At 42.6% G+C, this 22,205-nt stretch carries 24 protein-coding genes; 9 read left to right on the top strand and 15 right to left on the bottom strand.

Translation table 11 applies throughout. The features are described from left to right. Positions 1–35: 35 nt before the first annotated feature. The 6 genes from hemW to HG263_RS14445 are packed head-to-tail and all read right to left on the bottom strand — an operon-like array spanning position 36 to position 4,294. Complete coding sequence (gene hemW / locus HG263_RS14470) at positions 36–1,172, bottom strand: radical SAM family heme chaperone HemW (RefSeq protein WP_171626800.1); 1,137 nt, start codon at positions 1,170–1,172, stop codon at positions 36–38. Beyond that, on the bottom strand, positions 1,169–1,762 hold the full coding sequence (locus HG263_RS14465; RefSeq protein WP_171626799.1) for an XTP/dITP diphosphatase: 594 nt from the start codon (positions 1,760–1,762) through the stop codon (positions 1,169–1,171). The genes hemW and HG263_RS14465 overlap by 4 nt, the downstream gene beginning before the upstream one ends. A 6-nt stretch (positions 1,763–1,768) precedes the next feature. Further along, positions 1,769–2,206, bottom strand: coding sequence for a DUF4426 domain-containing protein (locus HG263_RS14460; RefSeq protein WP_439331995.1), 438 nt, complete (start codon positions 2,204–2,206; stop codon positions 1,769–1,771). 12 nt (positions 2,207–2,218) lie between these two features. Continuing rightward, on the bottom strand, positions 2,219–2,752 hold the full coding sequence (locus HG263_RS14455; protein ID WP_171626797.1) for a YggT family protein: 534 nt from the start codon (positions 2,750–2,752) through the stop codon (positions 2,219–2,221). 10 nt (positions 2,753–2,762) lie between these two features. Beyond that, positions 2,763–3,584 carry a pyrroline-5-carboxylate reductase gene (proC, locus tag HG263_RS14450; protein ID WP_171626796.1) on the bottom strand — a complete coding sequence of 274 codons (822 nt, stop codon included), beginning with the start codon at positions 3,582–3,584 and terminating at the stop codon, positions 2,763–2,765. Between the two features lie 14 nt (positions 3,585–3,598). Continuing rightward, positions 3,599–4,294, bottom strand: coding sequence for a YggS family pyridoxal phosphate-dependent enzyme (locus HG263_RS14445; protein WP_171626795.1), 696 nt, complete (start codon positions 4,292–4,294; stop codon positions 3,599–3,601). A 30-nt stretch (positions 4,295–4,324) separates the two neighbouring features. On the opposite strand from HG263_RS14445, the gene HG263_RS14440 reads away from it, so the two are divergent. The 3 genes from HG263_RS14440 to HG263_RS14430 are packed head-to-tail and all read left to right on the top strand — an operon-like array spanning position 4,325 to position 7,355. Next, positions 4,325–5,368: a type IV pilus twitching motility protein PilT gene (locus tag HG263_RS14440; protein ID WP_171626794.1), complete on the top strand. Its 1,044-nt coding sequence runs from the start codon at positions 4,325–4,327 to the stop codon at positions 5,366–5,368. 12 nt (positions 5,369–5,380) lie between these two features. Next, positions 5,381–6,496: a PilT/PilU family type 4a pilus ATPase gene (locus HG263_RS14435; RefSeq protein ID WP_171626793.1), complete on the top strand. Its 1,116-nt coding sequence runs from the start codon at positions 5,381–5,383 to the stop codon at positions 6,494–6,496. Further along, entirely contained in the window at positions 6,477–7,355 is an 879-nt protein-coding gene (locus HG263_RS14430; RefSeq protein WP_246239976.1) for a hypothetical protein, read from the top strand. The genes HG263_RS14435 and HG263_RS14430 overlap by 20 nt, the downstream gene beginning before the upstream one ends. 1 nt (position 7,356) lies before the next feature. Here HG263_RS14430 and ruvX read toward each other — a convergent pair whose 3' ends face one another. The 6 genes from ruvX to HG263_RS14400 all read right to left on the bottom strand — a co-directional run bounded on the left by ruvX (position 7,357) and on the right by HG263_RS14400 (position 11,635). After that, positions 7,357–7,803, bottom strand: coding sequence for a Holliday junction resolvase RuvX (gene ruvX / locus HG263_RS14425; RefSeq protein ID WP_171626792.1), 447 nt, complete (start codon positions 7,801–7,803; stop codon positions 7,357–7,359). Between the two features lie 8 nt (positions 7,804–7,811). Beyond that, positions 7,812–8,369, bottom strand: coding sequence for a YqgE/AlgH family protein (locus HG263_RS14420; protein WP_171626791.1), 558 nt, complete (start codon positions 8,367–8,369; stop codon positions 7,812–7,814). Between the two features lie 22 nt (positions 8,370–8,391). After that, entirely contained in the window at positions 8,392–9,348 is a 957-nt protein-coding gene (gene gshB, locus HG263_RS14415) for a glutathione synthase (protein WP_171626790.1), read from the bottom strand. A gap of 50 nt (positions 9,349–9,398) precedes the next feature. Continuing rightward, positions 9,399–10,133 (bottom strand): 16S rRNA (uracil(1498)-N(3))-methyltransferase, encoded by a 735-nt coding sequence (gene rsmE / locus HG263_RS14410; protein ID WP_171626789.1) that lies wholly within the window; start codon positions 10,131–10,133, stop codon positions 9,399–9,401. A 104-nt stretch (positions 10,134–10,237) separates the two neighbouring features. Then, the gene (locus HG263_RS14405; protein ID WP_171626788.1) at positions 10,238–10,711 is read right to left on the bottom strand and encodes a hypothetical protein; all 474 of its coding nucleotides are present in this window, start codon (positions 10,709–10,711) and stop codon (positions 10,238–10,240) included. A 30-nt stretch (positions 10,712–10,741) separates the two neighbouring features. Continuing rightward, complete coding sequence (locus HG263_RS14400; protein ID WP_171626787.1) at positions 10,742–11,635, bottom strand: DUF350 domain-containing protein; 894 nt, start codon at positions 11,633–11,635, stop codon at positions 10,742–10,744. Positions 11,636–11,716: 81 nt separating this feature from the next. Here HG263_RS14400 and glnE point away from each other — a divergent pair, with 81 nt between their 5' ends. After that, positions 11,717–14,521, top strand: coding sequence for a bifunctional [glutamate--ammonia ligase]-adenylyl-L-tyrosine phosphorylase/[glutamate--ammonia-ligase] adenylyltransferase (gene glnE, locus HG263_RS14395; RefSeq protein WP_171626786.1), 2,805 nt, complete (start codon positions 11,717–11,719; stop codon positions 14,519–14,521). 60 nt (positions 14,522–14,581) lie between these two features. On the opposite strand, the gene HG263_RS14390 is transcribed toward glnE, so the two are convergent. The 3 genes from HG263_RS14390 to tolC all read right to left on the bottom strand — a co-directional run bounded on the left by HG263_RS14390 (position 14,582) and on the right by tolC (position 17,649). Then, the gene (locus HG263_RS14390; RefSeq protein WP_171626785.1) at positions 14,582–15,253 is read right to left on the bottom strand and encodes a TcpQ domain-containing protein; all 672 of its coding nucleotides are present in this window, start codon (positions 15,251–15,253) and stop codon (positions 14,582–14,584) included. Positions 15,254–15,267: 14 nt separating this feature from the next. Further along, positions 15,268–16,194 carry an LpxL/LpxP family Kdo(2)-lipid IV(A) lauroyl/palmitoleoyl acyltransferase gene (gene lpxL, locus HG263_RS14385; RefSeq protein WP_171626966.1) on the bottom strand — a complete coding sequence of 309 codons (927 nt, stop codon included), beginning with the start codon at positions 16,192–16,194 and terminating at the stop codon, positions 15,268–15,270. Positions 16,195–16,299: 105 nt separating this feature from the next. Next, positions 16,300–17,649: an outer membrane channel protein TolC gene (tolC, locus tag HG263_RS14380; RefSeq protein ID WP_171626784.1), complete on the bottom strand. Its 1,350-nt coding sequence runs from the start codon at positions 17,647–17,649 to the stop codon at positions 16,300–16,302. A gap of 221 nt (positions 17,650–17,870) precedes the next feature. On the opposite strand from tolC, the gene nudF reads away from it, so the two are divergent. The 5 genes from nudF to parE are packed head-to-tail and all read left to right on the top strand — an operon-like array spanning position 17,871 to position 22,204. Then, positions 17,871–18,488, top strand: coding sequence for an ADP-ribose diphosphatase (gene nudF / locus HG263_RS14375; RefSeq protein ID WP_171626783.1), 618 nt, complete (start codon positions 17,871–17,873; stop codon positions 18,486–18,488). Positions 18,489–18,509: 21 nt separating this feature from the next. Continuing rightward, on the top strand, positions 18,510–18,965 hold the full coding sequence (locus tag HG263_RS14370; protein WP_439331993.1) for a DUF1249 domain-containing protein: 456 nt from the start codon (positions 18,510–18,512) through the stop codon (positions 18,963–18,965). Further along, positions 18,952–19,725, top strand: coding sequence for a metallophosphoesterase (locus tag HG263_RS14365; RefSeq protein WP_171626782.1), 774 nt, complete (start codon positions 18,952–18,954; stop codon positions 19,723–19,725). The genes HG263_RS14370 and HG263_RS14365 overlap by 14 nt, the downstream gene beginning before the upstream one ends. Beyond that, entirely contained in the window at positions 19,710–20,276 is a 567-nt protein-coding gene (locus HG263_RS14360) for a YqiA/YcfP family alpha/beta fold hydrolase (RefSeq protein ID WP_171626781.1), read from the top strand. Before HG263_RS14365 ends, HG263_RS14360 begins: the two co-directional genes overlap by 16 nt. Positions 20,277–20,308: 32 nt before the next feature. Continuing rightward, positions 20,309–22,204, top strand: coding sequence for a DNA topoisomerase IV subunit B (parE, locus tag HG263_RS14355; RefSeq protein WP_171626780.1), 1,896 nt, complete (start codon positions 20,309–20,311; stop codon positions 22,202–22,204). Position 22,205: the final 1 nt, after the last annotated feature.

The following is a 22,205-nucleotide window of genomic DNA, read 5'->3' as shown; positions in this document are numbered from 1 at the left end:
AAGTTGTTAGATAGTCGGCGATTAATAGACTTAATCTAAACGAATAATTGTAGCAGGTCGTTTAAATATCTGTGGCCCTTATTTGTAACTAACCATGAATCACCTTGATCAAGTAACAGCCCATTTTTTTGTGCCTGATTTATCTGGCTTTCAATATCTGCAAGCGTAAGGCCTGTATAGTCAACGAACGCTTGTTTTAAACAGGGCTGTTGTAAACGAAAGCAATTCATAGCAAATTCAAAGGGCCTATCTTGCGGTTCTACTTGCCAACTTTCGTATAAATAAGGCTTGGTTAAATCCATGTACCCTCTAGGGTGTTTTACTTTAACCGTACGGATAATAGATGCGCTACTTGGCTGAGTAATTTTGCCATGAGCACCACAGCCAATCCCGAGATAATCGCCAAACTGCCAATAATTTAAGTTGTGCTTACATTGATAGTCAGTTTTTGCATAGCCGGATATTTCATACTGCTGGTAACCTGCTTGAGCGAGCATAGCTTGGCCTTGTTCTTGAATATCCCACAATGTTTCATCTTCAGGGAGCACCGGTGGTTTAGAAGCAAATTGCGTATTCGGCTCTATCGTCAACTGATACCAAGAAATATGGGGGGGCGCTAAGTCAATAACACGTTGTAAGTCACTTAAGGCGTCAGCTACGGTTTGATCCGGTAAACCGTGCATTAGATCCATGTTAAACGATTTTAAACCTGCTTGTTTAGCTTCATGTGCTGCATTGATGGCCTCTTGCTCACCATGAATACGACCAAGAGATTTTAGCTTATCGCCCTGTAGACTTTGCACACCAATCGAAATGCGATTAATGCCAGCGCTAACGTAGTGCTTAAAACGGTCTGTTTCTACAGTACCAGGGTTTGCTTCAAGCGTGATCTCGATATCATGTTCAAACTCAATGAGCTTATTTATCTCTTTAAGCAAATAATCATAGGCATCTGCTGAGAGCAGACTGGGGGTTCCACCACCAATAAAAATGCTGTGCAGTGTTCTTTTTTGTACTAGGTGAAGATCGGCTTTTAAATCATTGAGCAAATGTTGCACATACTCTTGTTCAGGAATATTGCCTTTTAAACTGTGGCTATTGAAATCGCAGTATGGACATTTTTGCACGCACCAAGGAACGTGAATATATAAACTTAACGGCGGTAACTTCACGTACGGTCCTGCAATTGCTTAACGAGCATGCTTAATGCTTGTCCTCTATGACTGATGGCATTCTTTTGCTCTTTTGACAATTCGGCACTGGTACAGTTAAGTTCTTTTATAAAAAACACAGGATCATAACCAAAGCCTTCTCGGCCTTGTTGTTGGGTCGTGATTTCACCTTCCCAGCTAGCCTGGCAAATCAATGGTGTTGGGTCATCGGCGTGGCGCATATAAACGAGTACACACCAAAATCGAGCGGTTCGCTTGGTCTGTCCTTCAAGGGCTTCGAGTAACTTGTCGATATTGTCTTGATCATTAGCATCAATACCCGCGTATCGAGCAGAGTAAACACCCGGGGCACCACCAAGTGCATCTACTTCTAAGCCTGAGTCATCTGCAATTGCAGGCAACCCTGTCACCTTAGCCGCATGACGAGCTTTGATAATGGCATTTTCTACGAAGGTGGTGCCAGTTTCTGGCACATCTGACACATTAAACTGACTTTGAGGTAACACCTCAATATTGAGCTCGCTAAGCATGCTTGCGAGCTCCTTTACTTTGCCTTGGTTACCCGTTGCTAAGACAATTTGTTGGGTCATACTAAGTTAATCCACATAAAATTTTTGCTGAAACTTTAACACTTGTTGGTTTTTACCTTGCGTAATATTGATGGTGAAGCGATACGTTTCTTCGTTGCTAAAATCAATTTGCGCTAAGTAATAGATGGCGTCACCATCGACGACTTCTTTAAATTCCAACTCTTGTTTATTACCGATTAAGTTACGCGCTTCACCTGTTAAGACCGCTTTTTGTGCAGTTTTTTCAGCATTGTTTTTTAACACTGAAATATTTACAACGGCTTTATAGTTACTGCGTTCCAAATCATACGCTTTAGCAATAGTTGGTTGAATAAAGGTCGATGGAAAAGCGATGTAATGCACTTGCCATGGACCCAAGTTTTTAAATTGACCACCTTGCTCTGTACTTGCTTGTGCAAACGCACACATTAATACCAGCAAGGCAAGTGAGATATACTTTTTCATCATGTATTGCTCCTAACTGAGTAAGTCCATCACCAACAGTTGTAAAAACTGCATGCCGATGAGCAACACCAAAATTGATAAGTCTAAACCACCTAACGGAGGAATGACTTTGCGAATTGGTCTTAGCATGGGCTCTGTGAGTTGATCGAATACGGCTGCGATTGGGTTATAACCTTGAGCAACCCAACTTAAAATTGCCCGTATGATAAGGATCCAAAATATAAGTGAAAATGCTTCTTTCAGTACAGTTATAGCTCCTTGGATAAATGCACCAAGAGGATTCCAACCGCCGTAAAAAAGCACCATCAGTAAGGATACTTTAGCAAAGCCTACTATGAACGCCAGCAATAAAGACGCAAGGTCAAAACCGCCCGCACCAGGGATGATTTTTCGAAGCGGGTTTACCGCAAAAGAGGTCACTTTTACAACTGTTTGACTTAATGGGTTGTAAAAATCAGCTCGAACAAGTTGTAACCAAAATCTTAACAGTACAACCATTAAAAATAGATCAAAAACGATCCCAATTAAAAAGTGCATGGCGTTCATAAATTAACCTTTAAAGTTCTTTTTCCATTTCTTCAGCGCGGGCAATACAAGCATCCATTGCACCGGCTACCGTCGAGTATAAATTGTGTGATTTTAAGTGCTCAACCGCAGCATGGGTTGTTCCACCTTTAGAAGTCACATTGGCACGTAACTGAGCAATGCTGATATCGCTTTGTGATACCGCCATTTCAGCTGCACCTAACGCTGTTTGTTGGACTAATTGGCGCGCTTGCTGATCGCTAAAGCCAAGTGCTTTGGCTTTCTCTTCGATTGCTTCCATAAATAAAAAGAAGTAAGCAGGGGAGGAACCCGTCACTGCAATAATGTCATTGATTTGTGCTTCTTGCTCTACCCATGTTGCAATGCCTGTGGCAGAAAATACTTGTTCAACGTAGTTTTGCTCATCGCTGCTGATATCTGCACCATATAAGCCACACACGCCTCTACCCAACAGGCACGGTGTATTGGGCATGCAACGCACCATTTTTACTTTTTTACCCAGCATTTCTCTTAATCGAGAAACCGTGATGCCTGCTGCAACAGAAATAAATAGCTTGTCACTAAAATCGATATCAGAGTCAATAAAGCTTTGACACAGCTCGGCCATCATTTGTGGTTTGACAGACAACACAATCACATCAGCATCACGCAGTGCTTGATTATTATCTGAGGTGGTTTGTACTTGGAAGTCGGCAGCCACTTTAGCAAGCTTGTCTTGGTTGCGGTTGGTGGCAATAATGCTTTTTGGGGCAAAGCCATTTTTAATCATGCCGCCGATGATTGCATAGCTCATGTTGCCAGTGCCGATGAATGCAATTGTTTTATTAGACATAGCGAGTACTTACCTTATTTTCTTGAGCCAAAAATATCAGTGCCAATGCGTACCATCGTGGCGCCAGCGATTACCGCTGGCTCTAAATCACCACTCATACCCATCGACAAGGTATCTAGCTGAGGATATTGGTCCTTTAGTCTATCAAAGCAAGCTTTCATTTGCTGGAAATATTGTAATTGTTTATTTTTATCATCGGTTTGTTCGGTGATTGTCATAAGCCCTCTGAGGTTAAGTTGACGGCTGTTGTGAATAAAGTCTGCAAGTTCATCAAGTTCCTCTAAGCGACAACCTGACTTGTTTTCATCGGCACTGATATTCACTTGGATCAGTACGTTTAAAGGCATTAGGTTGTTGGGGCGCTGCTCATTTAAACGTCTGGCTATTTTTAGCCTGTCGACACTTTGCACCCAACCGAAGTGTTCAGCAACTAAACGTGATTTATTAGATTGAATTGGACCAATAAAGTGCCATTCGATATCTTTTCTCTCTTTCAGGTGAAGAATTTTATCTACCGCTTCTTGCACATATGACTCACCAAACTGGCGCTGTCCGTGTTGATAGGCTTGTTCAATCAGTTCAACAGGTTTTGTTTTAGAAACTGCTAAAATAGTAACTGGATGATCATCTGAATGTGCAAATTTACGCTGTTGGGCGGCTTTTTCTACTCGGGCGTAGGCCAAGTCAAGTCGTTCTGCTATTGTAACCATATTATTATTACGCTCGTAGTGGAGTCATACATGGATATTACTGAGTTATTGGCTTTTAGTGTGCAACACCAAGCCTCCGATTTACATTTATCGTCTGGCGTTTCGCCGATGATCCGCGTTGATGGCGACGTACGCCGCGTTAATATTCCTGCGCTTGAAGCGAAGGACGTTAACAATCTGGTATACGATATCATGAATGATAACCAGCGCAGAGACTATGAGCAAAATCTTGAGGTAGATTTTTCTTTTGAGGTCCCTAATTTAGCGCGCTTTCGTGTCAATGCGTTCAACACCAACCGTGGCCCTGCAGCGGTATTTCGTACCATTCCATCCACGGTGCTTAGTTTAGATGACCTAGGAGCGCCCGATATCTTTCGCAAGATTGCCGAATATAGAAAAGGGTTAGTGTTGGTAACAGGCCCGACAGGCTCTGGTAAGTCGACCACTTTAGCCGCTTTGGTTGATCATATTAATGCCACGCAACACTATCATATTTTGACCATTGAAGACCCCATCGAATTTGTGCATAAAAATCAAAAAAGCCTGATTAACCAAAGAGAAGTTCATCGAGATACACGTAGTTTTAATGCTGCACTTAGGAGTGCTTTGCGCGAAGACCCCGATGTTATTTTAGTGGGCGAATTGCGAGATTTGGAAACCATACGTTTGGCCATGACCGCTGCTGAAACGGGACATTTGGTATTTGGGACGTTGCACACTACATCAGCACCAAAAACGGTAGACCGTATTATTGACGTGTTTCCGGGTGAAGAAAAAGACATGGTTCGCTCGATGCTTTCAGAATCATTACAAGCGGTTATTTCGCAAACATTGGTCAGAAAAGTTAATGGCGGTCGGGTCGCCGCGCATGAAATTATGTTAGGTACACCTGCGATCCGTAACCTAATTCGTGAAGATAAAATTCCACAAATGTATTCAACTATCCAAACCGGCGCCATTCATGGGATGCAGACAATGGATCAATGCCTCAGCAACTTGGTCAACAGAGGCGTAATATCGCAACAAGATATTCCCGGTAAAGCGCACGAAGATCTTAATCAGCGGAATTTTTAAGGAGTACTGGAGATGTTGGATAAATATTTGCAGCTGATGGTTGATAAGCAAGCATCTGATCTTTTCGTATCTGCGGGTTTGGCTATCAGTGCTAAAGTTGATGGAGAGCTGCGACCACTAGAAGATGATCCGATAGACGCGGCTAAATCGCTCGCGTTAGTTGAATCGATTATGACTGACAAGCAAAAAACACAATTTCATGAACACAAGGAATGTAATTTTGCGATAGTCACCGCCTTGGGACGTTTTCGTGTTTCCGCTTTTTGGCAAAGAGATTGTGCAGGTATGGTGATCCGCCGGATCATCACTCAAATTCCTGACGTTCAAGAACTTGGCTTACCGTCGGTATTAACCGATGTCATTATGTCAAAAAGAGGATTGGTGTTATTTGTTGGCGGTACAGGTACTGGTAAATCAACTTCTTTGGCGGCTTTGTTGGGTTATCGGAATCGAAATCAGCGTGGACATATTCTTACCATTGAAGACCCTATTGAATTTGTTCATGAACACAAAAAAAGCATCATTACTCAACGCGAAGTAGGTATAGACACCGAAACATTTGAATCAGCATTAAAAAGCTCATTACGCCAAGCGCCAGATGTGATTTTGATTGGTGAAATTCGCTCTCAAGAAACCATGGAATATGCTTTAAGCTTTGCAGAAACAGGGCATTTGTGTGTTGCGACCTTGCATGCTAACAATGCTAACCAAGCGATTGACCGCATTATGCATTTAGTGCCCAAAGAAAAACATGACAAGCTAAAGTATGATTTGGCACTCAATTTGCGAGCCATCGTGGCGCAACAACTTATACCCTCGTCTAAAGGTGAAGGGCGAGAGGCTGCCATTGAAATCTTACTTAATACTCCGTTGGTTGCAGAATTAATTAAGAAAGGCGATGTGGGATCTATCAAAGAGGCCATGGCAAAATCTAAAGAAATGGGAATGCAGACCTTTGATCAAGCACTATTTGAACTGTACAAGCAGCAACGTATCAACTATGCAGATGCACTCCATCACGCAGACTCCCCAAATGATTTAAGGTTGATGATCAAGTTGCAAAACAATGAGCAACAAGGTGCTGGTTTTTTGCAAGGAGTTACAGTTGATGGGCTCGACAAAAAATAGATTTTTTTGTGCTTTGTTAATGAGCGTGTGCTTGCTGGCACCGCTTAATCTTGCAGCAAAAGATCTGGTGCAAATGTTTATCCGCGATGATGTGTATGCAGATTACCTACGTTTTTTGAATGGCCGAACGGTCATGGAGGTAGACAGCTTTAGCAGCGATTATATTCGTCGTGATGTTGTTGATATGATTTTGGTGCAAAAAGCATTGATATTAGGTGGTTTTAATAAGTCATTTGAATATCAAGTAGGCAATGTCAATTTTAGAAACACCAAGCTACTTGAGCAAGGTAAGTTATTACTTAGCTTTGACAGCTATTGGTTAGCTGATGCGCAACCATTACAGCATGCCCTGTTCATTAGTGATCCAGTGATCCGTCAAGGTGAATATTACGCCGGGCTTTACCATTCACCAGATAACACAAAAGTTACAGCATTATCCGGGTTTGATGCGTTAAAAGAGCTTAGTGCTGTGAGCACACCACGATGGCGAACCGATTGGGATACGCTACAAAAGCTTCCTTTGAAAAGTCATGTCATTGAGCATGAGTGGATAGCGCAAGCGCGCATGGTGAGTATGCAGTGGGTTGATTTTATGTTGATGCCATTGATGCCAGATAAAAAGAATGAGTACATACTGGAAGGTATCCACCTTATTGCCCATCCAAAGTGGGTGGTGTTACTCGATGGCAGTCGCCATTTTGTTGTCTCGAAACGCCATCCCGATGGGGAGCGTGCTTTTGCTGCTTTGCAGATTGGTCTTGCTAAATTAAGGGCTTTGGGGCAGATCAAACGTGCATATGAACAAGCTGGGTTTGCACCAGACTGGTCAAAAATGCAGGTTCTTAAACCTGCCCATTAGATTATTGCCATAAGCTCTCAAAGAAGCTTTCTAGAATGATCACTGCTGACATACTATCAACATTACCTTTACCAAGGTTTCTATAGCCGCCTTGTTCAAATAGTCTTGCTTTTGCATCAGCTGTAGTGAGACGTTCGTCCTGAGTTTCAACTGGTAATCGATAGTTGTTGTGCAATCGGTTAGCAAACTTTTTAGCTGAGAATGTAACCTGTTGATTTGTTCCATCCATGTTGAGCGGCAAGCCTACCACGAGTAAGTCTGGTTGCCATTGTTCAATGTGTATTGCTATATCTGGCCAATTTGGAATGCCATCTCTGGCTTTAACTGCACCTAGACTGGTGGCTGTGCCGGTGAGTTCTTGCCCTACGGCAATACCGATACTTTTGGTCCCAAAGTCAAAACCCATTACAGTGCGCTCGCCTGGGCGAGCTGGTTCTTTTTTAGTCATAACTACTTCTAAGCGTGTCCTGCCTGAGAGCTTAATTGAGTCGCATCAATACCGAGCATTTGCACGGCTTTTTCCCAGCGTTGTTCAGGAGGTGTGTTAAATATGATTGTAGGGTCTGCTTCAATGACCAACCAAGAATTCTCCAACAGTTCTTTTTCTAATTGGCCGCGCTCCCAACCGGCGTAGCCCAAGGTGATGAGAAAGGACTCTGGACGGGCATTTGAAGTTAACGAAGCGAGTACATCTTTAGAGGTGGTGATCATAATGTTAGAGCTAAGCTCTTGGCTAGAGGAGTAACCAAGTTTTGGCGTATGCAGTACAAACCCTCTATCGGTATGCACGGGTCCGCCAGCAAATACTTGCTCAGCAGCTGCTGAGGTACTTTTATCGTTGTCGATTTCTATTTTATCTAATAGTTCTCCAACGGTGACATCAATGGGGTGGTTAACCACCAGCCCCATGGCTCCATCTTCATTGTGCTCACAAATATAAGTCACAGTGTGCTTAAAAAATGGGTCTTGCAAGCTAGGCATTGCAATTAAAAAGTGATTTTCTAATGATTGCATATATATAGACCCCAAAATTGTTTTACTTAGTATGGGCGAGTTTTGCTTCTATCGCATCATAAAACATGTCCATAATTGAAATATCGTATGCTGTTTCTATTTCTTTAACACATGTCGGGGCGGTCACGTTTATTTCAGTGAGTTTGTTACCGATAATATCAAGACCAACAAACAGCAAACCTTTTTCTTTTAAAGTGGGCGCAACGGCCTGAGCTATACGTAAGTCGTCCTCACTAATCGGACGAGCTTCACCGCGTCCGCCTGCTGCAAGGTTACCACGCGTTTCACCGCCTTGAGGAATACGCGCTAAACAGTAAGGTACCACTTCACCATCTACGACTAAAACACGCTTATCGCCTTGCTTTATCTCGGGGATATATTGTTGTGCCATTGCAAAGCGTTGACCATGTTCGGTGAGTGTTTCACAGATCACACCAATATTTGGATCATCTTGTTTGACCCTAAAAATAGATGCTCCGCCCATTCCATCTAGAGGTTTAAGGATAATATCTTGATGTTTTGCTAAAAACTCCCTAATTTGCGCTTGCGAACGTGTTACTAGGGTGTCTGGCGTGTGTTCACTAAACCAAGCTGTAAATAGTTTTTCATTGGCATCTCGCAGACTCTGTGGTTTGTTTACAACAAGGCTGCCAGCTTGCTCAGCACGTTCCAAAATATAGGTTGCGTAAATATATTCAGTATCAAAAGGGGGATCTTTGCGCATTAAGATGACATCTAAATCAGATAAATCAATGGATTGTTTCTGCTCCAGTTCATACCAATGGTTTGCATCATCAAACACTGTGGCTTTTGCTGCAGTCGCTTTGGCGTTACCTTGATATAAAAATAGGTCACCTATCTCCATGTAATACAATTCATAGCCACGCTGTTGGGCAGCCATCATCATCGCAAATCCGGTGTCTTTTTTTATGTTGAACCCATTAATCGGATCGCTAATGATCCCTAATTTTATAGTCATGCATCACCTTTATACTGTTTTTATTAACTATGGGGGCCGTGCTTTGGAAATTAAAGGGCTAAATCACCAAACTGTAGCTGTAAAGCACTTAACACGGTCAACGCGGCTGTTTCTGTTCTTAGAACACGTGGACCTAAACGCACATCAATAAAGCCTTGTTCACTGGTTGCCTGCATTTCTTCGTCAGTAAACCCGCCTTCTGGGCCAACAATAAAGCGCACTCCGCTGTGAGGGGCTGGTAAAGTTTTGATACTATGTTCAGCGCGCGGGTGTAAGGTTAATTTTAACTCATCTGAAGGTTGTGTTAGCCAAGCGCTTATATCTACAGGTGGATGTATCACGGTAATGGTGTTGCGACCAGATTGTTCGGCAGCGGCTATGGCGATTTTTTGCCACTGCGCATGCTTTTTGGCCAATCTTTCTCCTGAAAGTTTAACACCGCAGCGCGTCGTGAATAATGGTGTGATTTCGCTTATGCCCAGCTCTACAGACTTTTGAATAGTAAAGTCCATTTTATCACCACGAGAAATCCCCTGCCCAAGGTGAATTTTGAGCGGTGACTCGCAGTCATGAGCAACAAACTCTAGAGGCTGAACAACTACTTTTTTTTTCGAAACTTCAACAATATCACTTAAGTACTCGCCCCCTTTACCATTAAACAGCGAGACTTTGTCACCAACTTGCATTCTCAATACTCGGGCAATATGGCCTGCAGCATCGTCGTCTAAAGTAACTGGCGTGTTTAAAGTGAGCTCTGAAGATTGGTAAATATGAGGTATACGCATAACTGGCCTACAAGAAATAGCAATGTTGCAATAGTAAGGTTTTGCTTACTCAGCGTCTAGTTTCTAATAGCAAGAGAAGGTCGGTTTGAGCAATAAAATCGCTTTTATGTATCTAATTTGCACAGTGAAGCTTCTATATTTTCTCCAACAGCGGGTAGGGCACCACTGCAAGAGAGATGATTGATATTCGCTTTGTCGGTTATTTTCTTGTACGTGAAAGTACCATCTTGTGATTGCTTCAAAAGGTAGCGCACGGGATGGAGTGAATTAAAAATAAATTGTTGCTCTTTACTTGCTAACTCGTAGTCAACATGAGGAATAAGTACACCACTTACTTTATGATGTTCATTAAGGTAAGTGGATAGCTCAGAAACACTGATTTCATTTGCAAAATCGCAATAACAATAGTCCTTAATTAAATTATCAAACATCATTTTTAGCAGGTGACGTGTGTTATCTCCAGCCGCAATTAACTGGCTCTCTTTATTGTGTGAGTGCTTTTTTAGATATTCAGCATAATCCCGGCTGAACTCTTTGTTACTGTCAACTAAAAGAAAGTTATCAAGCTTGAGAGACATGGCTCCACCTTGTGTAGCCTTATCCAATAGCTACACAGAAAATGTATTAATAAGTAGATAGCCCATTGATGCGAAAATCGCAAATTCTATGCAAGCAATTCCGATATTATCTTGATGGTCAACTTCAAGGCCAATGTCAACTTTAGGCAACGATAGATATAAAAGCGCAAAGCTTCCTGTATACAGTAATATCCACATCAGGCCACAGTGTAATACAACTGAAAACAGGTTCTCGACTATCATTGCGCCATGATATTGAGCGCTGTGTAAGCCCGCGTAGATAGCAAGGGCTAGGCCTATGGTTTTGCCTGCGTATCGAATGCCGATGGATATATTGTCTAAACTAAAGTTTTGCTGCAGCGAAGCGCCTTGGTTAAACCTGGCAAAACGACTTTCTCTAAACTTACTATCAAGTGCAAATAACCCCTGTAGTAGTAAAAAACTCGAGCAAACCACAAGCAAGTCACTAATACCTTGTGGGTGTACCCAATGGTATAAGCCAAGCACTAAAATACCGTTGGCAATGAGCATGCCTGAGTCAACTAAAGCTGCACAAATATTTTGTTTTAGAATGGCTTGCTCTTCATTGAACTGATACAAAATCCATTTTCGATGTATATATTGACCAAAACAAATAAACATCAGAATGAGCGACAACACAAATAGAGCGCGCAGCGGCTGCGCAATAGCGCTGGCGTATTTTATGTCGTTAAAAAAATACGCAACACTAAATGCTATCACTGAAATTTGGGACGCGTAACTTATACCCAGCGCAAAGTTATCTCGTTTGGCCAGCTCTTCTTGTAAAGCTTGTTTTGCTCGGAACTGAACTTGTAGGCGCAAAAGAGTAACAACAAGACAAATAACAACAAAACCCGAAAAAATAGCAAAAAAGTTAATGTTAGCCAACGACAAATAAGTCATATTCGCTCTACTGGTAAATTTTAGATATTGTTACTATAACGACTCCCAACTCTTTGAGCCATATAGCAATGGAGATTTTTTATGCATGATGTCGCTTTACCCACTAACTTGGCTCAACTAGCTCAAGACCGCTGGCAAACTTTATACCCTGAGCAAGTTGCAAAGCCTGAATTGTTACGTTTGCTGGCGATGAGTGATTTTGCTTATCGAGTGTTGCAGCAATCACCAGAGCTAGCTGATGGGTTGCTTGACGATGAGCAAATGAAAAATCGAGATATACCCAACCCTTTACCTGACGATTTAACCGCTTTAAGTGAACACGACTGTTTTGGGCGACTTCGAAAATATAGGCAACGTTATTGGTTAAAGGTGATGTGGCTCGATTTGGTCAAGGGCAATGATATCGAAGACAGCATCCGTTATATTTCTGCACTGTCTGAGCGATTGATTGATGCCGCTAACTGCTGGGCATTTGCACAAACAGTGAAGCAATGTGGTACGCCATTAGATGAATCAGGTGAAGCGTTGAAGATGATGGTTATCGGAATGGGCAAGCTTGGAGGTGCAGAACTAAACTTTTCATCAGATATCGATTTGATTTTTTGCTATCCGCGCAATGTGTCAACACAGGGAGGGCGTAAAAGTATTGAAGCTCAAGTTTTTTATACTAAAGTCGCGCAAAAACTGATCTGTGCACTCAACCAGGTTACCGCTGATGGTCAAGTATTTAGGGTCGATATGCGCTTACGCCCTTTTGGTGACAGTGGGCCTTTGGTTATGAGCTTATCGGCGATGGAAGATTACTATCAAGACCAAGGACGTGAGTGGGAACGATATGCAATGCTAAAAGCCCGTTTACTTGGGCAGCAAACCCCGCATTGGCAAGCGTTTTACACTATGCTACGGCCTTTTGTATATCGACGCTACATTGATTTTTCGGTGATTGATTCACTGAGAAAAATGAAGCATATGATAGCCCAAGAAGTGAGGAGAAAAGGACTTGTCAATAATATTAAACTAGGTGCTGGTGGTATTCGAGAAGTTGAGTTTATTGTGCAAGCATTGCAGATGATCCGCGGTGGCCGAGACATCAGTTTACAAACACCTTCAACCCTCAATGCGTTAAAGCAATTAAAAGCGCTAGAAGTGATCCCGCCTGATATCGTTGACTCATTGCAAGACAACTATTTGTATCTTAGAAAAATAGAGCAATATTTGCAGGCATTTGACGATCAGCAAACGCAAACTTTGCCCGATATTGGCGTATCTCAAGATAGATTAGCCTTCTTAATGAAAGCTAAAAGCTTTGATGATTGTTTAGCTATATTGCAAAAACGGATGACTAATATTCGTGATGAATTTAGCCAAGTCATTGGCGATGAACCTTTAGAGCATACTCAATCAGATGAAGCATATACTTATATGTGGCTTGAGGGAGACACAGAGCAACTACTCGGTAAAGTTGATGAGTCACAACTCGTGCCTTGGAAGGAGGCGCTGAAGGAGTTTAAAGGCGCATTGACGAAACGCCAAGTTGGCGCTCGGGGTGCAGATATTCTTGATAAGTTAATGCCTTGTTTATTACAACAAGCAGCAGAGCTCGGTTTAAGTGGCAATGTGCTGATCAGAGTTTTAAACATCATTGTAACCGTGGTATCCAGAACGGCTTATCTTGAGCTCTTGTATGAAAATCAAGGAGCGTTAAAGCAGTTACTCTTTTTAACCTCACATAGCCAATGGATTGCCGAGCATATTGCCAAATACCCTATTCTGCTGGACGAATTATTAGACCCCGCAGCGCTTTATAAGCCGCTTCCGTTAAATGCGTACAAGCTAGAGATAAGACAATATTTTTTGCGTATAGAGCAGCATGATCTTGAGCAGCAAATGGAAGCGTTAAGGCAATTTAAACAGACGCATCAATTACGTATTGCCGCGGCTGATGCTACCAATGTGCTTAGCATTATGAAAGTCAGTGATCATCTAACCGCATTGGCTGAAGCTATCATCGAACAGTCAGTGAATTTGGCGTGGCAACAAATGACAGCGCGCTACGGGCAACCACAAGGCAGTCATGAAGATGCCAAAGGCTTTGCCGTGATCGCCTATGGAAAAGCGGGGGGGTGGGAGCTTGGCTATGATTCTGATTTAGATCTTGTCTTTGTCCACAATCGTGATGGTGATAGTTATACCGACGCAGAAAAAGCAATTTCTTCAAGGCAGTTCTATCTTAAGTTGGCACAGCGTTTAATGCATTTGTTTAACACCAGAACCGCTTCAGGCATTTTGTATGAACTCGATACGCGTTTACGCCCTGAAGGAAACTCGGGTTTATTGGCTATTAATTTAGAAAGTTATTACCAATATCAATTGCAACAGGCTTGGACGTGGGAACATCAAGCCATTGTTAGGGCAAGGATAGTATATGGGCAGCAAGACATGCGTGAGCGGTTTATGCAAATACGCGCTAACGTTTTAAAACTACCAAGAGAGCACGTTAAATTATTAACCGATGTGACCTCAATGCGTGAAAAAATGCGTAACCACCTGAGTAAAGACAGCGCAGAGTTGTTTGATTTAAAACAAGGCCTTGGGGGCATGACGGATATCGAGTTTATTGTGCAATATCTGGTTTTAAACTACGCCGAGCGTTATCCTGAAATGGTCGAGCATACAGACAATGTGCGCATTTTAGCATGTGCAAGTAAGTTAGGCATATTGAGTGAGCTGGAGCAGTCTGTGCTTAGTGACGCGTATTGTTTTTTCCGTGAGCTTTATCACAATCAGAGTTTAAATCGCCAAGGAAAGTGTGTAGCAAAGGATAAGCAAATACAGGAAATGACAGAGAAAGTGACTGAGATCTTTGAGGCAACGCTAGCAAATTAGCACGGCAGCTGTATTGAACATGCCAATGTCGTGACCTCAAAGGTCACGACTAGCAAAAAACTAGTTGGTTAGTTTTCGGCAATTATCACGAACAAAACGTGTTGGCTTTTCAGTGATCACCGCAGCTCGTTGGCGATGACAGAAAAAGGTGTAAATCTCAAATTCAAAGTCATCGTTAATGGCTCGACCCACTTGGTACAGTGCAGATAAAAAGTCACTGTCGACACGAAAGTTCTGTTTTACAACATAATCTTTATCTAAATACCAAAAAAGCTCTACATTTTCTTTGCGCGCGTAGTCTGCTAACACACTTTTTAAAGTATCACCGGACTCGAAACGTCTAGGCTGATATTCGCCTGTCCAGCGTTGGCTTGATGCTTTTACAACTCGCTCTCTATCTTTGAGTGCTTCATCAATGCGAAACGATGGGTCGCCAAGCTCAATAACAAACTTAGCACGCTCAGTATCTCTGCTTGAGGTACTGTTACGAAAGCTTTCATAAAATTGTGAAAACCCTTGAGCTGCGACATTTGCGGTTGTGCTGACACTCATTTTTGGCATAGCGCCAAACAAAAAGTAGTACGCAGACAAAATAAGAATGAACGCCAATGATAAATGTTTGACCCAAAACCAAGCCGCAGACACTTGTTTAGCTGCTTTTTTTCTTCGCACAGGTGGCGGCGGCGGTGGCGCTGCTTGGCGCGTAGGTCGACTTCTTTTATTTTTTTTCATAACCATAAATAGACTTAGCTGTAATAAGATGGCGCATTTTCATTGGGCCGAGTTTTAAAACGTCTGTGTAACCACATATACTGCTCTGGCGCCAACATGATGGATTGCTCCATACGTTGATTTACACGTGTTACATCCTGCTTTGCATCTTCACTTGGAAAATCAGTTAATGCAGGGTAAATTTTTAAATGATACTTACCGCTAGCATCTCTTGTGCCACTTAAGCTGAGTGTTTCACAATTTTTACTCGATGAAAATAACAACGTGCCAGTGGTTGTGGCTGCGTCAGGTACAGCAAAAAATGACGTAAACTCGCAACGGTTACGTCCATAATCTTGATCTGGCAGGTAATAGCACATTTTTTTATTTTTAAGTGCTTGTAATAGGCCTTTAACATCGCGTTTGGTGATCAAGGTTTCGTTTGAGCGCAAACGTCCCTTGGTCATAAAATATTCCATAAGCGGATTATTATGTGGTCGGTAAAAGCCAATACCTTGTTGTTTGCAACCTAATATTCGACCAAGCATTTCTAAGTGTAGCATATGTGGTACCAGCAGCAGCACGCCCTTGCCTTGACGTTGAACCTCTTCTACTAGCTCTACGCCCTCAATTGAGCCAATGACTTTGTTTACTCGCCATTGTGGCCACCACCACGCCATGCCGGTTTCGAGTGTTGCTATTCCGGTATTTTCCATGTTCTTTAAGACCATGTCGGCGCGTTGTTGTTCGTTTAAATGCGGAAAACACAAAGCCACATTTACTTGTGCTATGTGGCGGCGTTTTTTAACAAACCTATGTACTAAACGGCCAAGTAATTTTCCCAAGAAAAACTGTATCCGCTGAGGCAACCAAGATATGAGGTATAAACACAAGACACCAATCCAAGTTAACCAATAACGAGGCGCTAAAAACGACCATTTAAAAGTAGGGGCTGTTACCACAAACATCATCTCTTACTACATAATGGCGTTAGTTTATCGCAAGTGCTTAAAAATACAAAAAGCCGACATAAAGCCGGCTTTTTACATTTATCAGCATGATGAAGGTTAGCTTTGCACTAAGCCCTTGTTGATTGCTTCTAAATCGCTACGAGATAGTGTGCCTGTTGCTTGCTTCAAGCGCAGTGAAGACAGCACATATTGATAACGTAAGTTAGCAAGGTTTCGCTTAGCGTTATATAGATTTTGCGTGCTAACCAGTACGTCCACGATAGTACGTGTGCCTACTTCAAAACCAGCTTCAGTAGCTTGCAACGCACTTTCGGCAGAAACCACGGCTTGCTCTAATGCACGGTAAGTTGCCACATTAGACATAACCTGATTATATGAAGTTATAACCGAGCGCGTTACTTCACGCATGCTTGCTTCTAAATCTTGGCTTGCACCCACATACAACGCGCGAGCCTGTTCAGTTGCCGCCATAGTTTGACCACCTGAGTAGATAGGTACGTTTAATGTGAGGCTAACACTCGTTCTATCACCACGAGGCTTCAGTAATGATCCATTAGAGTCTTGTAATGAGTCAGCATAAGATGCATTCAAATTGAGCGTTGGGTAATGTCCCGCTTTGGCTAACTCAATTTGATCTTCAGCAATATCAAGGCTCGCCTTTGCCAGCGCAAGAGAAAGGTTTTTCTCTTTTGCTACGGTAACAAAGTCAGTCGCTTGCTTGTTAGGCGATACGGTTGAGAATGTTGTGGTATTGAGTGAATCTAGCTTCGTGTGATACTTACCGGTGATGGTACGTAGTGCTTCACGTGCTGTTTCAACGTCGTTTTTAGCCACAATTTCATTGGCTACTGATTGGTCAAACTGTGCTTGTGCTTCGTGTACATCGGTGATCGCAGTTAGACCTACTTCGTAGCGTTGTTTAGTTTGCTCTAGTTGGCGCTCAATGGCACGTTTTTCGGCTTGTACAAATTCAAGGTTATCTAACGCACTAAGTACATCAAAGTAGCCCTGAGCAATACGTACTACGAGTTCTTGCTGAGTTAGCTCATATTGCGTCATCGCTTGCATAGCTTGCTTTTTAGCAATGTCTAAAGTTTGCCATGAAGACATATTAAAAATCGTTTGTTGCAAAGCGATTGAGCGACTAAAAGTATCTTCGAAAGCACTGTAAGATGTGTAGCCAGTTGCATCACTTTCATTGCCAATGCCATGGCCATCAACATCTATTTGGCTATAACCTGCTTCAAAGCCAAGTTGCGGAAGTAAAACACCTAAAGCTTGCTCTTGCGCAAACTTTTGCGCGTCAGCCTGTGCTTTTGCTTTTAACACAGTAGGATCGTTTGCAGTTGCAATGTCGTATACTTGAAGTAAATCTTCGGCGTGCGACAGATTAGAAGTTAGCGCACATGATAGGCCAACTAACAGAGATAATAAGCTTTTTTTCATCGTTCGTTCAGTCCTTAGACAACTTTTTGTATTAAACGCATGTTACCTTGTTTTTTTTCAGAACGAAAAAGTTTAAACGTAAAACATCACCAACAAATGTAACAGAATATAATACAAGCCTTTATCTGATGATAAAGGTATTTGAGAATAGTCAGAGCCACTATCATGGGGGTAGTTGATTACAATTTAAACCCCCCCTGTAAAAAATTAGGATGTAAATAATGTCGTCAATCACATGCTTTGATAATCAAAATGTAACAGTGGAGTCGGTCGAGACCGTTTTTAATGGTTTTTTTAAAATACAGCTCTATCAGTTTCGCCATGCTTTATTTGCAGGAGGAATGTCGCAAACGATTTGCCGAGAGATTTTAGAGCGAGGCCATGCTGTTGCGGTTTTGCCCTATGACCCTAAAACAGATTCAGTCTTGCTCATTGAGCAAATTCGTATTGGTGCCATGGCGAGTAGGTCATCTCCTTGGTTGTTAGAATGCATTGCGGGTATGGCTGAGGGCAGCGAGCAATATGAAGAGGTGGCACGTAAAGAGGCTTTGGAAGAGGCAGGGCTAGAGCTGGGGGAATTACAATACATGACGTCGTACCTATCCAGCCCTGGTGGCACAACTGAGCGCCTTTACTTATATTTAGCTAAGGCCGATTTGTCGCAAGCGGGTGGTATTTTTGGTTTAGAAAGCGAAGGTGAAGATATTAAAAGTCATGTGATACCCTATGCGCAAGCAATCGACTTTTTGCAAAGCGGTGAAATTGATAACGCGGCAACAGTGATTAGTTTACAATGGTTAGCACTTAATAAAGACAAAGTGCTCGCTCAGTGGGTGTAGTAAATAAGTTGAGGTATAACTTTGAGTGATATGGCCCTAGCTCGTGATTATGTTCAGTCCTTACCTAAGTACATAACTTTGTGTGAGCGTAATTATCTGCGCGCCCTTAAGTTGTTGCCGCCTGAAGAACATGGCGCGCAAAGAGCGATAGAGCTGGCAAATGTGCATTATGTTATTGAAGTGCAAGGCTGTGCCAAATACACCACAGACATCGCGATTAAGCAAACGTCCAACGGCAGTGTGTTTTTTCCGAGTTTACACCTTGAAGTACGCTTATATCACGATGCTAAAGTAGCTGAAGTGGTGCATCATGATTATCACCAACGTATAAAGCCATCTTATCGTTATCCAAATCCTAAAATGCATCAAAAAGATGAAAAATATCAAGTGAATGCATTTTTGGCTGAGTGGTTAATGGCCTGTCTTGAAAGTGGTAAAGTGCCGCTTAATTGGGATGTAAATAATGGCTTGGTTTAAGCAAAAGTATGCATTTAAACAGCCTGCATTGAGGCTTGCGCATATCACCGACTGCCACCTTTTTTCAGATACCAATGGGCTCTATTTTGAAGTGAATACTGCGCAATACTTGCGTCGTGTTTTATCGCAGCTTGCCACAGAGAAACTGGATGGGGTGATATTCGGCGGTGATTTGACTCAAGATCATACGGTGGCTTCTTATTCATTATTTGCACGGTTAATTGGCGAGTCGAGTTTAACTTGTCCGGTGTTTTGGATGCCTGGAAATCATGATGAAATCGAGCTGCTTAATCAAATTAGCAACGGCCAAATACACAGTGCAAAACATCTTTATACCGAGCATGTTGATATTTTATTGCTCAATTCAAAAGGGCAAACGCCCGCAGGATGGTGTGACGAACATCATTTAGCGTGCGCAAAGGACGTTTTAAATAGCTCGGTAAAAAATGCCTTGGTATTTTGCCATCATCACCCAGTACCTATTCAAGGTTATCTAGATAAGCACATGCTAGAAAATGGCCCTCAGCTACTCAATATGCTGGTAGAAAGTGATAGTGTAATCGCGCTTTTTCATGGCCATGTGCACAATGACTACCATCAACACTTTAGAGGACTTGATATTTTTGCCACACCAGCAACATCTATCCAGTTTGCTAAAGCAACAGCGCATTGGCAGCAACAAGACTTGGGGCCAGCGTGGCGACTTATTAATATTGATGGCGACACATTGGCTACTGAGGTGATATGGTTAAAAGGGTAATTTATATTCATGGTTTTAATAGTTCAGAGTTATCAGCCAAAGCCCAGCAGTTTGGTGCTTGGTTAGGGCAGCAACCATTATCGTGTGAATATATAACACCTCGGCTACACTTTGATCCGCGCATTGCAATTATGCAGTTGGAGTCGCTAATCAATGATCAAACGGTGTTACTTGGCAGTTCTTTAGGTGGTTTTTATGCCACCTATCTATCACAGCAGTACAATATTCCAGCCGTGGTGATCAACCCAGCAGTGCGACCTTTTGAATTATTGGCGGATTATTTGGGAGCGCAGTATAATCCTTACCAGCAGATACATTATCATTTAGGGCACGAACACGTGCATGCGCTAAAACAGTTATATGTGGCGTATTTAACAAAACCAGAATTATTGATGCTTTTGCAGCAAATGGGCGATGAAGTTCTCCCTTATCAGCAAGCGCTGCAATATTATCAAGCGTGCCAGCAACGGATAGATTTTGCTGGCGATCATAGTTTTATGGACTTTCAACGTTACTTTGACACGGTTGTCAATTTTCTTAAAATCACGTAAAACAGAACGAATTAAATAAAAAGAATCTACCTATGAGCGAGCAAAATTATAACGCCGAAGCCATTGAGGTTTTAAATGGTTTAGAGCCGGTAAAACGTCGTCCTGGCATGTACACTGACACCACTCGACCAAACCATTTGGGCCAAGAGGTTATTGATAACAGTGTGGATGAGGCGCTCGCCGGTCATGCAACTAAAATTGATGTGATTTTGCATGAAGACAACTCCTTGGAAGTAATTGACGATGGTCGTGGTATGCCCGTTGACATTCACCCCGAAGAGGGCGTACCTGGGGTTGAATTGATCCTCACTAAGCTTCACGCAGGTGGTAAATTTTCGAACAAAAACTATCAGTTTTCTGGTGGTTTGCACGGCGTGGGTATTTCGGTTGTTAACGCGTTATCGAAACGCGTGGAGATCACGGTTAAACGTGATGGTCAAGTGTATGAAATGGCATTTGAGCATGGCGATAAAGTGCAAGACCTCGAAGTAACCGGCACGGTAGGCAAGCGTAATACGGGCACGTCAGTGCATTTTTGGCCAGACGCAAGTTATTTTGACTCTGCCAATTTTTCTCTTACTAAGCTTAATCATGTGTTAAAAGCCAAAGCGGTATTATGCCCAGGCCTGCGTATTCGTTTTCTCAACAAACAAACCAAAGAAACGCAAGAGTGGTATTACGAAGCGGGACTTGAAGATTATTTAAAAGACAGCGCCGAAGGTTACGAAGTGCTGCCAAAAGCGCCGTTTACGGGTAGCTTTAGTGGTTCTACAGAAGGGGTTGATTGGGCACTACATTGGCTGCCTGAAGGCGGCGAGTCAATCACCGAAAGCTATGTTAACTTAATTCCTACCGCGCAAGGTGGTACGCATGTGAATGGCCTAAGACAAGGCCTACTTGAAGCAATGCGTGAGTTTTGTGAGTTTCGCAATTTATTACCCAGAGGCATCAAACTAACCCCGGATGATATTTGGGATAAATGTAGCTACGTATTATCTGTAAAAATGCAAGACCCACAGTTTGCTGGGCAAACCAAAGAAAAACTATCTTCGCGCTCATGCGCTACTTTTGTTTCTGGCATCGTAAAAGATGCATTTAGTTTATGGCTGAATGAACACACAGATACGGCAGAGTTATTGGCTGAGCTGTGTATCAGTAACGCGCAAAAACGACTGCGTGCGGCGAAAAAAGTAGTGCGTAAAAAAGTAACCTCAGGCCCTGCGTTGCCGGGGAAACTGACCGACTGTTCAGGCAGTGAAACTGAGCGCTCAGAGCTGTTTTTGGTAGAGGGTGACTCTGCAGGCGGCTCGGCTAAACAAGCGCGTGATCGTGAGTTTCAGGCCATCATGCCTTTGCGAGGCAAGATATTAAACACTTGGGAAGTTGAATCGGGTCAGATCCTTGCGTCTCAAGAAGTACACGATATTTCGGTTGCCTTGGGGATTGACCCAGACTCCGACGACCTATCGGGCCTGCGTTATGGCAAAATTTGTATTCTTGCTGATGCGGACTCGGATGGATTGCACATTGCAACGTTGTTGTGCGCGCTATTTGTTCGTCACTTCCCGACTTTGGTTAAACAAGGGCACGTGTATGTAGCCATGCCGCCGTTGTTTAGAATCGATGTGGGTAAAGAAGTATATTACGCTTTGGATGAAGATGAGAAAAAAGGCGTGTTAGATAGAATTGAAGCTGAGAACAAACGCGGCAAAGTCAATGTACAACGCTTTAAGGGATTGGGTGAAATGAACCCTCTGCAACTTCGTGAAACCACCATGGACCCAAACACGCGTCGCTTAGTACAACTGACTTTAGAAGAGCAAGAACACACCATGGAAATGATGGATATGTTACTTGCTAAAAAACGCTCTAGCGACCGTAAAGTGTGGCTTGAAAACCATGGTGATAAAGCACAGGTTGAGGTGTAAC

The organism is Pseudoalteromonas caenipelagi (assembly GCF_013140855.1).
In the GTDB taxonomy this organism is placed as follows: domain Bacteria; phylum Pseudomonadota; class Gammaproteobacteria; order Enterobacterales; family Alteromonadaceae; genus Pseudoalteromonas; species Pseudoalteromonas caenipelagi.
This window is presented reverse-complemented; position numbering and strand designations above follow the sequence as displayed.

Bases quoted from the DNA above. Each gene is read 5' to 3' on its own strand.
- HG263_RS14465 (WP_171626799.1), bottom strand. From the start codon at position 1,762: ATGACCCAACAAATTGTCTTAGCAACGGGTAACCAAGGCAAAGTAAAG.
- HG263_RS14460 (WP_439331995.1), bottom strand. From the start codon at position 2,206: ATGAAAAAGTATATCTCACTTGCCTTGCTGGTATTAATGTGTGCGTTT.
- HG263_RS14455 (WP_171626797.1), bottom strand. From the start codon at position 2,752: ATGAACGCCATGCACTTTTTAATTGGGATCGTTTTTGATCTATTTTTA.
- proC (WP_171626796.1), bottom strand. From the start codon at position 3,584: ATGTCTAATAAAACAATTGCATTCATCGGCACTGGCAACATGAGCTAT.
- HG263_RS14445 (WP_171626795.1), bottom strand. From the start codon at position 4,294: ATGGTTACAATAGCAGAACGACTTGACTTGGCCTACGCCCGAGTAGAA.
- HG263_RS14440 (WP_171626794.1), top strand. From the start codon at position 4,325: ATGGATATTACTGAGTTATTGGCTTTTAGTGTGCAACACCAAGCCTCC.
- HG263_RS14435 (WP_171626793.1), top strand. From the start codon at position 5,381: ATGTTGGATAAATATTTGCAGCTGATGGTTGATAAGCAAGCATCTGAT.
- HG263_RS14430 (WP_246239976.1), top strand. From the start codon at position 6,477: ATGGGCTCGACAAAAAATAGATTTTTTTGTGCTTTGTTAATGAGCGTG.
- ruvX (WP_171626792.1), bottom strand. From the start codon at position 7,803: ATGACTAAAAAAGAACCAGCTCGCCCAGGCGAGCGCACTGTAATGGGT.
- HG263_RS14420 (WP_171626791.1), bottom strand. From the start codon at position 8,369: ATGCAATCATTAGAAAATCACTTTTTAATTGCAATGCCTAGCTTGCAA.
- gshB (WP_171626790.1), bottom strand. From the start codon at position 9,348: ATGACTATAAAATTAGGGATCATTAGCGATCCGATTAATGGGTTCAAC.
- rsmE (WP_171626789.1), bottom strand. From the start codon at position 10,133: ATGCGTATACCTCATATTTACCAATCTTCAGAGCTCACTTTAAACACG.
- HG263_RS14405 (WP_171626788.1), bottom strand. From the start codon at position 10,711: ATGTCTCTCAAGCTTGATAACTTTCTTTTAGTTGACAGTAACAAAGAG.
- HG263_RS14400 (WP_171626787.1), bottom strand. From the start codon at position 11,635: ATGACTTATTTGTCGTTGGCTAACATTAACTTTTTTGCTATTTTTTCG.
- glnE (WP_171626786.1), top strand. From the start codon at position 11,717: ATGCATGATGTCGCTTTACCCACTAACTTGGCTCAACTAGCTCAAGAC.
- HG263_RS14390 (WP_171626785.1), bottom strand. From the start codon at position 15,253: ATGAAAAAAAATAAAAGAAGTCGACCTACGCGCCAAGCAGCGCCACCG.
- tolC (WP_171626784.1), bottom strand. From the start codon at position 17,649: ATGAAAAAAAGCTTATTATCTCTGTTAGTTGGCCTATCATGTGCGCTA.
- nudF (WP_171626783.1), top strand. From the start codon at position 17,871: ATGTCGTCAATCACATGCTTTGATAATCAAAATGTAACAGTGGAGTCG.
- HG263_RS14365 (WP_171626782.1), top strand. From the start codon at position 18,952: ATGGCTTGGTTTAAGCAAAAGTATGCATTTAAACAGCCTGCATTGAGG.
- HG263_RS14360 (WP_171626781.1), top strand. From the start codon at position 19,710: ATGGTTAAAAGGGTAATTTATATTCATGGTTTTAATAGTTCAGAGTTA.
- parE (WP_171626780.1), top strand. From the start codon at position 20,309: ATGAGCGAGCAAAATTATAACGCCGAAGCCATTGAGGTTTTAAATGGT.